An 11,524-nucleotide genomic window follows, 5' to 3' on the forward strand; every position below is an offset into this window, starting at 1 on the left:
TGGCAAACACGGGGCGATTCACGGTATCCTTTAATCTATAAAGATAAAGTACCTCTACTTCTACGCCTTCCAAGCTTGGTATTAACAAAGAAGATATTGGCCTATTAGAAAATTGCTCAAAGTTATCAGCTTTAGAATACTGTGAATAAGAAATAGAGTGCTGCAGGAGGTCTGACAATATAATTAATTTTTTATTTCTTGCCCTTGAATTGAACAAAGAATTGATCGAAGCATATTTTATGGTTTCCATGATAGGAGAGCTATTAGCAACATTAATATCAATTAACTCATCTAAGTGATGGATTATTTTATCATGGAACTGCTCTTTCCATTGTTGATATAACCTTCTTTTATTTGAAGTAAGTTCACTTTTGTTTGTTCCATCTCCTGGATTGCAAACCTCTATAATTGGCTTCTTATCTGTAAGATCAGTATTTATTACATAAAGTGAAAAGCGGGAATCTACTGAAGAGTTTTCAACTATTGAAAATAATTCTTTTTTTGCCAAAAGTGATTGCGTTTCGTTAAAACTATCTGTTGCGTCTATAATAATTACATTATCTGTTTTAATAACACCGTCTTTCCGACAAAGAGATACCGCATCCCTATCAATTTGATCAGTTTTTAAAAAAAAGTAGCTAGCAACAAGACTTAATAGTATTAAGATTGCTAATGTAAGGTATAAAACACCCTGAGTATCTTCCTTTTTTTTATTTCTTTTCTTTGCTCTACCCATTAGTGGCTAGCCCTATCGACTTCGTTATGAAACATATTTTTTGATGAGTTGAGTTTTTCTCTCAATGAAGGCAATTGATTTTCAAGCTTATTTTTTAATTGAATTAATTCATCTCTTTTATCTTTGTAATTAAAATGTAGTGGTTCGAAATTTAATTTAAAATTGAAGTCATTTTCAAAGTATTCAGGAGGAGGGGTAGTTCGGGTTTCTGAATTAATATCTCTGTATAACTTTGTGACATAAGTTAACGCGCTTTCTGAATGAGTGACATAATTATCAAATATTTTTTTTTGCATTTCAAATGAACTAATAGAGTTAGCTAACCCTTTGGTTGAGTTTTTTATTATATGGAAATTAGCTTCTATAGTTTCGATGGCTTCCTCATATTTTTCATCGACATAATCTAATATAGCACGTTTTTCTTCCATCAAATCATCAAGTGCTTTCTCTTTAAGTTTTGCAAATCTGCCATACTTAGGATATTCATCGTCAGATTTGTAGCCTTTATACGTAGCCAAAATGAAGAAGAATATACCCACGAAGAATAGTAACCAAGAATTAATATCTGAAACAGAAAACCATCCACTTTCTATCAATTTCCACACGTATTCAGGCGCGTTATCGGGGTAACTATTCAATGCTTCTCTATAATGGGCTATAAATAAATTGCCGATACACACAAGAAACATCACTACACTAAAAAATATTAAACTGAAATAGGACTTCCATTTTATTACATGATTTTTATACCGTAAGACTAGCAACCCCATTAAAAACCCAAAAGTTACATTAACAAAAGCAATTGCAGAGGCTATTGCAATACCGCCGAGCAAACCTGAATCACTGCCCTCAGCGAAAAAGAAGCCATTAGCGATAGCCTCTATTAACATAAAGAAAAATAGTAAACCAAAAGTTTTAATACTACTGACAGGATAATCAGGTTCCCTGTTTAATTTATTCATTGACTTAAATTGTGCTAAATCTTCATTAGCTAAATCAAACTGTTTTTTTAGGTCTTTTAATTCACGCAAAGAAATTGTCATCTCTGAACGAACGGTTTGTTCGAATTCACAAGGCGAACTTGTTGCATTGGAAAAATAATGTTGAATGCTTAGGTTATTTATCTCATCACTAAGGCAGTTAAGTGACTGCTGGACGCTGTGTGATTTTTGAATAAGCTGAGTCTGAAATTTGCTTCTATATTTAATTTCATTTGAGTCTGGTGATTTTGCATTGCTATTAGGCAGTTCTTTACTTGCTTGATGCCTTGCAGATGCTACCACATCTAGCTCGATACTAATTTTTTCATTGTCAATTATCGGAAATTCTTCCGGCTTGTATATCGAAATTAACTTTTTATTTCTGAGGGCATTTAACATTTGGTTACTTATCTAACTTAAAAGTCTTTCTGAATATCAGAACTTCTTACTTAGCTAGCTTGAGTAAAATATGCTTCCGATGCTAATACAAAAAAGTCCATATAACCCAGTGACTTTACATTATTTTGTCATATTTGCAATGCGACATATAAATTATTTTAGCTAATTGTAGATTAGCGACTTCTAGGTCAATCGACTTCCCAGCTTTCAATAGACACCGGCTTATAATTTTAAAGTACAAAACGGGAGTAAACATCCGTTTTTTAAGCCTATATTGCTATATTTCGGAAGCAAATTTCCGTTTCTAGGACTTCAAAGGTAGTTATCGGAAATATACTTCTGTTTTTGAAAACGTTAACCTTAATAGCTATGAGCAACTTTTAGGGTCTTATTTGAGCGAACAACGGTCTTTAAGGTTAGCATCTTTGATAACCGCTATTCCGACATAGCGGTCATTGGGAGTTTATTGAGGTTTACGAGAGAAATTAGACATTTGCTGACGGAGGCGATTGAGAGCCTCGACTGTAGTTTGAAGGTGTAAGGCACACAATACTGATGCTGTCACATACCTCTTAATCATTAAAACCAACGCATAGTAAAAATGCCATGCGTGCCGAACCCCTCTTAAATCGTGTTAGGTGTGTTCTAAATTAGTACTTTTTGAAGTTATCTAAGCTCCTTCCACTTTCACTGGATATATTTAAAATACGGCAAACAACTTCAAAATACTGAGGCTCAATACCTTCGATTTCTTTGTATTCGCCATGATCGTTAAGTGATCGAATTATCGGGTAGTTTCCCCACAAGTTATTGCTAGTTATATAATCATTTACTTGTGTGTGTTTTGAGAACCCATTTGCCTTAAATATACCGATATATTCTTGAATTTCTGAATTCTCGCCTTGGCTTAAACTCATCCCTTTCAAAACGCTATTTGCTCTATGCTTTGTACTGTACTCCTTATAAAGTAAATACTGTTTCTCGAACTTAGTGTTACCACATGAGACTAACAGTTGGAGTTGGTTCCAGCTCAATTTTACTATATTCGTAATATGTATTGTTGAACTGTGCCCCTTTCGATTCGTCACCTGAACGATTTCATTTACCTTAAAAAGCGCAATTTGGCGGTAGACCACAGGGTCATACTTGAATTTTCTTTCAGCTGTTACCGCTGTAGGGAAAAGAGCTTTATGTTGATTAGTCAATGAAACTTGAGGTCTCACAAGTCGAGCGGTTACTCGCTCAGGCTTGGCGGCTGGGTCAGGTTTTAATGCTTCTTCAATCGTTTTCCAATCTGCAATTTTCCGAGTATATAATTTTGGGGCAAAGGCGAGTCAGCAGATAACTCGCCTGACAAAAACGTGTTAGAGCCTAAGAACCGCTCTGTGCCAGAGAAAGATGTTGATAACGCCTTGCTAACGCAATACAAAAGCTATCGCACAGCAGCTTGCCACTATGCCACTGCTAACATGTCAGTGTCTTTATGCGGCTCTAATTCGATCTCGTAACCTTCTTGGTAATTGTCGAGTGCCTTAACAACGCTTTGAACATCCACCTTAAAGAACTCTTTGCGATGATTTACTAGGTTGACTCTTTGTTTGCTGAATTCGTTATGTAGAAATTTCTCTAAACTGGGTGCATCTTCCGAATATATATATGCGTGGACATCAAACAGTTCCGGTACAGAAGCATCTCCGAGTTCTTTGACTCTCTCATCTGGATCTGCTCTTCGAGTCATGCCAATTTTTACCATCCCCTCCCCAAATGACACCCTATTAGAGATTATATAAACGTAACCAGCTCGTGTTTGTTGAGCGAGCGATTGTGAGCGAGCCTCTTTTTTCTTCAACACTTCCAGTTCCAATTTATGCAGCTCGTACAGTTCCTTTTGCTCATCAGAGCTGGATTCTAGTTTGCTCAATTCATGCGCAACCAGCTGCTCCATAATCTCACGCTCTTTCCTAGCTTTATTCGCAGCATTAATTATACGCTTTTCTTCTCGCTCTGCTTCTTTCGCGATACGTGCTTCTTCACGTTGTTCTTCTTTAATGTCAGCTTTAATCTGGTTCAATTCATATGTTAGTCGGAGCTCTTTATTCTTTAACCGGAAATAACTTTCAGACAATTGCGTTTTAACTATACGGCCTGAGTTGTTTATATCGTCGAATGTTTCACGGGCGCGTTGAGATAGCCTATTGATGTTGTTCCAATCAACCATTGAAGATGCCGCTTTAAACTCATTATCTAAACAGCGGATCCGGAGTTTTATTTCACGATTAAATAGTTTTGTAGCGCCAGCTTTGCGGCCATTAACTCTTACGTCTTTACTCATACTGCAGATACAAGCTGTTTTGTTTTTTACCATTTCCTTTATGTCTTCTTTAACTTGAGCAAGTTCTGCTTCAATTTTTCTGACTTCTTTCGTTTCCGATATAAATGCGTAAGAAGTATCATCAGAGGTACCCACGCCAAGGTTGTACAATGAAAGCTTTTTTTTGTTGTCACGTAGTCTGCTGAATGTCTTATTGTACTTTATCTGTAAGTCTGAATATTTCTCTTTAATTTGTTTTAGCTTGTCTTCTGCCCTCGATACAGGGAAGTACGCATCTCTAACTTTCTTACCATCTGCTTCGACCATTTCAAGCGCTCCGCATGATTTCCTCCACAAGAAAAATGCACCTAATGCACAAATGAATAATATAATTGTTATGAGCATGGTTATGTCCTTATATTGATGCCGGAATTGACCCAGTTAGGTTTTCGTGCGATTGCTTGTTCATTGCTTCACGAATCAAAATACTTTCTCTGTATTCCTTTGCTTCTACATCATAGTACCAGTCGCTTGACACATTCAGTTCGTCCATTGCAGCTTTTACTTGCTGGGGGCTTACCTTGAAAAACTCCTTTCGATTGTTTTCCACATTCACTCGTTGTTCGTCAAACTTTCTATGAAGCTTCTTCTCTATTTCTGGAGCATTCTGCACAAATGCCATCGTGTGCACATCAAATTTAAACGGTACGCTTGCGTCACCGAGTTCATTAATGCGATCCATCGGTTCGAGTCTACGAGTCATTCCGATTTTAACAACACCCTCTCCAAAACTACCTAGGTTTGAAATGACATATATGTAGCCGACCTTTGTGATCTGTGCTTGCGAGGTTGTGCGTTGAAATTTATTTTCTAGCTTGGCAATTTCAGATTTCATCTTTTGGATTCTTTCTTCCATGACTTTAGCGCTTGCCCCGTGCAGTTTTAAAGCTAAGGCTTGGGCTTTTTTCAGATCAGAGCTCCGGTAAGATATTTCGTCTTCAAGGTCATCGGCTTCATCTCCGGATTGATTATTTTGCTCACGGAGGATAGCTTGTTGTTTTTTCCTCTCCGCTTTCTGTCTTTCTCTGTATAAAAGCTCTCGATGCCAAGCGTTTAACTCATTGATTTTCAGGTTAAAAAATTCTGCTGAGATTGTTACATTAGCCGTCTCGCCCAGTTTACCAAGTTGTTCATTTACACGATGTAGTTTATTAACCGCCGTATCATAAGTTGAATGGCGCATAGTTTTTCTTATGGCATCAAATTCTGCATTGAATGCTTTGAGCGAAAGATATCGGTAATCTTCGACCATTCGTGCACCAGTTTTTTCGCAGCCAAACCATTCCCATTTTGAGTATGCGTTTGTTGCTAGGCCTCTGCTTATGACACGATACTGATCCGCATAACATTTATTGATTTGAGCTTTAAGTTCCTCTCTGTCATCAAAGCGATAAACAGGTGGCTGTAATCCAACTTCGATATATTGTCTCTCTAGCTCAAGCTTCTCAGTGGATTCCTCGAGTGTTTTAAAATGTTCTTGACCAGAAGTGATTTTCCTTTCCACTTCTTCTAACTCACCTTCAAGTTTGGCAACCTGATTTTCAATAGATTCCTTTTCGAGGTTTTCCTTTTGACGTTGAATTTCAGCAATTTTTTCAATTCGTTTCGTGTGATTAGATTTCCCTTTGATGGCGAGAACAATTATGGCTCCGCAAAATAGCGCCGATAAGTAAACGTGTATGTCTATTCCCTCAATCATATTTCCCTTCATTTTATTATGCTTTTGGATTACCTTATCTTTTGTATGGAATATATTCAACACTACCTCTTAACAGTAACTTCCTTAATCGCACTTTTGTCGAAATCCAAACCATAACGACCATATCAACATGTTCATCTTTTACATTTATTAACGTCAAGCTGACGCTATACTTATGGATATCTTGTTGCTTATCGGATAGGAGAAACATAGGACAACGCGGCTTGAAAGTGCCAACAAAAGAAATTCGACATCATTTTCATCCACTTGTGTCAGGAAGGCGGTGAAGGCTGCTTTAAAATAGTCAGGGATTACAAAGTTAATCACACCACATACGTTCAGAGAGTCGTTCGCGACTCATCTTTAGCAATCAGGAGAAGACATTCGCACAGTTCAAAGTAAACTTGGTCATTCCGATTTGAAGACAACGCAAATATATATTCATGTTTTACAACAAGGCGCAAACGGTGTTGTTAGCCCTTTGAGCAAAATTTTCTAGCTCGTTTTGGGGCAAATACGAGTTAGCCGATAGCCGGCTTTGCAGAATAAAACTAATTACATAAAGTTATCGTGACAGTCTCTTCATAAGTCAAAGCAGTCTTGGAAAAGTAAGTATTTTCGTTCTACGTTCATTATACTTTGGCTGGCCGACATACGCACATATTCCGTGTATCAAACCTTACTAAGTTTGCAATGGGTAAGAACGTTGTTGAAGTAGAAAAGAAGCTCGAAAAACTAGTGCCTAAAGAGTTTAAAGTCGATGTTCACCACTAGCTTATACTGCATGGACGCTATACCTGTGTTGCCTGTAAACCTAAATGCGGCAGCTGTATTAGTGAAGACTTGTGTGAGTTTAAAGGTAAAACTGAGTAGCTATATGGCAAGTGTTCCTCTACCAATACATTCTATTTCTTAATGCAGGTGCCAAACTTAGGCACCTTGATTTTTCTATAGTGCAAATTAATTAAATAAACGCTTATACCTGCACCCTTGCGAAGAGCAATTATTGGAACATTTTCAAAGTATTAATTTCACAAGCGTCAATCCTTTAGTTATGCTGTTGAGCATTATGAAATTTTATTGCGAGAATTCCTATGCTACCAATACTTCGTATCTTGTTAATTGAGCAAGATCCAGTCACCTTACAAGAGCTTTCAACGAATCTATCGAAGACCATTGTCAATTTTGAGCGAGATGATATTCATATCGATATTATTGAGCGTCTTGAGTTAAAACAAGCGTTGGACATTGTAGAGGAAGATGGTGATATTCAGGCTGTAGTGCTTAGCTGGGATTTGCAAAATAAGGTTGGCGAACGCACTTATAGTCGCTTTATCGAGCAGTTAAAAGGGATCCGCCTTGAGCTGCCAGTTTATGTTATTGGCGATGATACGAAGGGGCTAGAAATCGTTAATGAGTCGGAGGAGATTGAGTCTTTCTTTTTTAAAGATGAGGTAATTTCTGATCCTGAAGCAATTTTAGGCTATATGATCAACGATTTCGATGACCGCTCAGAGACCCCATTTTGGACTGCGTATCGCCGTTATGTTGGCGAAGCAAACGATTCTTGGCATACACCAGGTCACAGTGGCGGCTCCAGCTTTAGAAATTCTCCTTATATTAAAGATTTTTATCAGTTTTATGGTCGTAATGTGTTTGTGGGCGACTTGTCGGTTTCGGTTGATTCGTTGGGTTCATTGTCAGATAGCACCAATACCATTGGCCGTGCGCAAGAGTCAGCAGCGGCGACGTTTGAAGTCAAGCATACCTATTTCGTTACCAATGGGTCGTCTACCTCAAATAAAATCATCTTGCAGACATTGCTGCGTAAGGGCGATAAAGTGATTATCGATCGCAATTGTCATAAATCTGTGCACTATGGCATTTTGCAATCAGCGAGTTTACCTGTTTATTTGTCGAGTATTTTAAATCCTAAATATGGCATCTTCGCGCCGCCGTCGTTGGCCGACATTAAACAGGCGATAGAACAAAATACCGATGCGAAATTGCTAGTCCTCACCGGTTGTACTTACGATGGCCTACTGAGCGATCTGAAACAGGTGGTCGATTATGCCCATCAACATGGTATTAAAGTATTTATTGACGAGGCATGGTTTGCTTACTCGCTTTTTCATCCAAGCCTACGATACTATTCCGCCATTCATGCTGGCGCTGACTACGTCACTCATTCGGCGCATAAAGTGGTATCGGCGTTTTCTCAAGCGTCTTATATTCATGTTAACGACCCTGATTTCGATGCTGATTTCTTTCGTGAGATTTACAGTATTTACGCCAGTACATCGCCAAAATATCAGCTTATCGCGTCGCTTGATGTATGCCAAAAGCAATTAGAGATGGAAGGCTATAAGTTACTCAATGCTTTGTTGAACCATGTGGAAGAATTTAAACAACAGATGGCTTCACTCAAACAAATTAAGGTACTAGGTAAGCAAGACTTTATGGAAATATTCCCGCACTTTAGTGGTGATAATATGGGTCACGATCCACTAAAAATTCTCATCGACATAAGCGAATTACCTTATTCATTAAAGGATATTCATAAATACCTGCTGGATGAAATTGGCCTAGAAATAGAAAAATACACCCACAGTACCATCTTAGTATTACTGACGCTTGGTGGCACGCGCTCAAAGATCATTCGTTTATACAATGCATTGAAAAAACTCGATAGCGGCAAGGTTAAACTAGCCACATCAACGCGACGTTCTCGCTTGCCGGAAAATTTACCGGCTATAAACTTAGCCTGTATTCCAAGCGAAGCATTCTATGGCGAGCGGGAATCGGTGCCTATTAGTAAAAGCAATAACCGCATTTGTGCCGGTTTAGTTACGCCCTACCCGCCAGGCATTCCACTTTTGGTTCCGGGGCAGCATATTACACAAGAGCATATTGACTATCTTAAAGAATTGGCAGGACAAGGATTAACAATTCAAGGCAGTTTTGATAGCGAAATATATGTTCTTAAGGGCAAAGTTAATAAGTAAAGATATACTTTAATACAGTCGAACTCCGCATAACTAAACAGCAATATCACATGATATTGCTGTTTAGTAGAGTAAAAAGCTGATCCTCACACTCCAAAAATAAATGAAGCCAGAATGCAATGATACAATTGAAGAACAAAAAAGCGCTTACACTTCTGCGGATTGCAGCTCTCATTGTTACTCTTACTAGCATATACATTTTTGCCCCTTGGCAGTTTGCTTTATATTACTTTCACCCACTGCCCGCTAATGTTCAAGCACAAACACAAGAGGCTATTGAACAAGGAATTGATGGCATTATTGTGTATATTCATAAACAAGGACAGCAACCTGAATATTTTGCAAATGGTTGGCATAATAGAAAGCACAAAATACCCGCTTACCCTAGTGCACTTTTTAAAATTGGCAGCATTCGAAAGTTATATGATGCAGCAGCTTTAACCAAACTTTCAGCCGCTGGACGTATTGATGTAGATAAAACACTGGCTGATTATCTTCCATCATTAATTGGACGCATTGAAAACGCAGATAAAATTACATTGCGAATGATGGTAAAGCACAAAAGTGGTATACCCAATTACACAGACACTGATAATTTCGATTGGTCAATAACCTACCCTGACCCAATTACATTAGTGCTCGATAAACCCGCTGATTTTAGCCCTGATGCTGACTATGGCTATTCTAATACCAATTATTTGTTGCTGCGAAAAATTATGTCAAACGTGCTGGGTTATGATCATAACCAATTTATTAAAGATGAAATTTTAACGCCACTGGGCCTAACGCATACGTTTTCATCTGTACATGAAATCAATTTAGTAGATTTGATGAGTGGTTACTACGTAGGTTATGAGAATGATTTTAAAGCGCTCGATCAAGGCTATGTGGCAACCGCACAAGATGTAGGCGACTTTATTTTTGCTTTAAACAAAGGCACTTTTTTCGACGAACAAGAGCAAGCTTTGTATGCATCACTTTATAAGTATGAACACACAGGTTGGGTATTAGGGTATTCAAGCATTGCTTGTTATTATAAAGATATCGATACAGTCGTTGTGCAGTTTATAAATACTAATGGCGATGATACTGTGATGCTCACAGAAATAATTTATAATCGGATTATTGATATTTTAACTGCGCAGCAATAGTAGTTAAAACTAGCTGCGTTATAAAAATTTATATGAATTTTAAAGAGGATTTAAATGCGTTTACTACATACTATGTTACGGGTTGCTAATCTAGATAAATCAATTGCCTTTTACACTAATGTGCTAGGTATGAAAGAGTTACGTCGTGCTGATAACGAAGAGTACCGCTATACCCTCGCCTTTGTCGGCTACGGTGATGAAACTGATACAACAGTGCTTGAACTAACCTATAACTGGGATACCGACAGCTATGATTTAGGCAATGCCTATGGTCATATCGCGATTGAGTTTGATGATATCTATAAAGCCTGTGCTGATATCAAGGCCGCTGGCGGTAACGTAAGCCGTGAACCAGGTCCAGTAAAGGGTGGCACAACAGAAATAGCGTTTGTAAAAGATCCAGATGGCTACTCAATTGAACTTATTCAGAAAAAAGAAAATATGAATAAATTTTAGTAAATATATTTAATAGGCTTACTAAGCGGCTTTTTAATTATTTAAACTTAACTCTGATACAATTTTAAAAAAGGTGCTGTATGCACCTTTTTATCGTAATTGACTATCTTTACTGCCACGCCGATTAAGCCCTTTAGAAAGTGCGCCTTTACCTTCTAGTTCAACTTGGCAGCTTACACAATACTTAACACCTGGTAACGCAAGTCTTCGTGCCTGTGGTATTGGTTCATCACATTCTTCACATAGCTCGGCACTGGCTCCAGAAACTAAGTTACTTCTAGCATATTGCACAGCATCATTAACGCTGGCGTCGATTTGATCTTGAATTGCACCATCGCGTGCCCATCCACTTGCCATATAACCTCCTATTTATTTGGACGTTTATATGTACCCTAACATAGGTGAAGTTTATTTAAGCTGAATATAAAGAAAGGAAAGAAACTAATAATATATAGGAGTTATTATATTAAAATATTTAATTTTGAGATTTTAACTTCACTGGATAGTTTTGAAGTAGTGATGGAAATGCAGGACTGATTTTAGATACTTTTTAATAAAAGCTGTCTTACTAATAAATAGTAAGTGGCGTATTAAGAGATTTTCACTCTTTTTAAAGTTGCGGATAGAGTGTGTGGTGTCATACTGCTGTATATATTACTTAAAGCAAGTAAGTGGCGTCCCCAAGGGGATTCGAACCCCTGTTACCGCCGTGAAAGGGCGGTGTCCT

At 37.9% G+C, this 11,524-nt stretch carries 9 protein-coding genes and 2 pseudogenes; 5 read left to right on the forward strand and 6 right to left on the reverse strand.

What is annotated here, in order from left to right; translation table 11 throughout:
- The 5 genes from CWC30_RS08665 to CWC30_RS18435 form a co-directional block, all read right to left on the reverse strand.
- The coding region (locus CWC30_RS08665; RefSeq protein WP_138626882.1) for a hypothetical protein at positions 1-736 on the reverse strand (736 nt) is incomplete at its 3' end.
- Complete coding sequence (locus tag CWC30_RS08670) at positions 736-2,115, reverse strand: hypothetical protein (protein ID WP_138626883.1); 1,380 nt, start codon at positions 2,113-2,115, stop codon at positions 736-738. The genes CWC30_RS08670 and CWC30_RS08665, both read right to left, overlap by 1 nt.
- A 650-nt stretch (positions 2,116-2,765) precedes the next feature.
- A complete protein-coding gene (locus CWC30_RS08680) occupies positions 2,766-3,320 on the reverse strand; it encodes a hypothetical protein (protein WP_202807720.1) in 555 nt (184 codons plus the stop codon).
- 248 nt (positions 3,321-3,568) lie between these two features.
- Positions 3,569-4,753 (reverse strand): SNIPE associated domain-containing protein, encoded by a 1,185-nt coding sequence (locus CWC30_RS08685; RefSeq protein WP_171034702.1) that lies wholly within the window; start codon positions 4,751-4,753, stop codon positions 3,569-3,571.
- Between the two features lie 88 nt (positions 4,754-4,841).
- Positions 4,842-6,197 (reverse strand): SNIPE associated domain-containing protein, encoded by a 1,356-nt coding sequence (locus CWC30_RS18435; RefSeq protein WP_212746077.1) that lies wholly within the window; start codon positions 6,195-6,197, stop codon positions 4,842-4,844.
- 236 nt (positions 6,198-6,433) lie between these two features.
- On the opposite strand from CWC30_RS18435, the pseudogene CWC30_RS08695 reads away from it, so the two are divergent.
- The 5 genes and pseudogenes from CWC30_RS08695 to gloA all read left to right on the forward strand — a co-directional run.
- A pseudogene (locus CWC30_RS08695) lies at positions 6,434-6,684 on the forward strand (tyrosine-type recombinase/integrase); the annotation flags it as partial.
- A gap of 136 nt (positions 6,685-6,820) precedes the next feature.
- Positions 6,821-7,058, forward strand: a pseudogene (locus tag CWC30_RS18740) (endonuclease III); the annotation flags it as partial.
- Positions 7,059-7,279: 221 nt separating this feature from the next.
- A complete protein-coding gene (locus CWC30_RS08705; protein ID WP_138626885.1) occupies positions 7,280-9,190 on the forward strand; it encodes an aminotransferase class V-fold PLP-dependent enzyme in 1,911 nt (636 codons plus the stop codon).
- Between the two features lie 119 nt (positions 9,191-9,309).
- Positions 9,310-10,341, forward strand: coding sequence for a serine hydrolase domain-containing protein (locus tag CWC30_RS08710; protein ID WP_138626886.1), 1,032 nt, complete (start codon positions 9,310-9,312; stop codon positions 10,339-10,341).
- A gap of 54 nt (positions 10,342-10,395) precedes the next feature.
- Positions 10,396-10,797 carry a lactoylglutathione lyase gene (gene gloA / locus CWC30_RS08715; protein WP_138626887.1) on the forward strand — a complete coding sequence of 134 codons (402 nt, stop codon included), beginning with the start codon at positions 10,396-10,398 and terminating at the stop codon, positions 10,795-10,797.
- A 90-nt stretch (positions 10,798-10,887) separates the two neighbouring features.
- Here the strand turns inward: gloA and CWC30_RS08720 are convergent, their stop codons facing one another.
- Entirely contained in the window at positions 10,888-11,154 is a 267-nt protein-coding gene (locus CWC30_RS08720; protein ID WP_024602991.1) for a DksA/TraR family C4-type zinc finger protein, read from the reverse strand.
- Between the last annotated feature and the right edge of the window lie 370 nt (positions 11,155-11,524).

It is taken from the genome of Pseudoalteromonas sp. S4741, assembly GCF_005886135.1.
Lineage (GTDB): Bacteria > Pseudomonadota > Gammaproteobacteria > Enterobacterales > Alteromonadaceae > Pseudoalteromonas > Pseudoalteromonas tetraodonis.

Bases quoted from the DNA above. Each gene is read 5' to 3' on its own strand.
- CWC30_RS08670 (WP_138626883.1), bottom strand. From the start codon at position 2,115: ATGTTAAATGCCCTCAGAAATAAAAAGTTAATTTCGATATACAAGCCG.
- CWC30_RS08685 (WP_171034702.1), bottom strand. From the start codon at position 4,753: ATGGTCGAAGCAGATGGTAAGAAAGTTAGAGATGCGTACTTCCCTGTA.
- CWC30_RS18435 (WP_212746077.1), bottom strand. From the start codon at position 6,197: ATGAAGGGAAATATGATTGAGGGAATAGACATACACGTTTACTTATCG.
- CWC30_RS08705 (WP_138626885.1), top strand. From the start codon at position 7,280: ATGCTACCAATACTTCGTATCTTGTTAATTGAGCAAGATCCAGTCACC.
- CWC30_RS08710 (WP_138626886.1), top strand. From the start codon at position 9,310: ATGATACAATTGAAGAACAAAAAAGCGCTTACACTTCTGCGGATTGCA.
- gloA (WP_138626887.1), top strand. From the start codon at position 10,396: ATGCGTTTACTACATACTATGTTACGGGTTGCTAATCTAGATAAATCA.
- CWC30_RS08720 (WP_024602991.1), bottom strand. From the start codon at position 11,154: ATGGCAAGTGGATGGGCACGCGATGGTGCAATTCAAGATCAAATCGAC.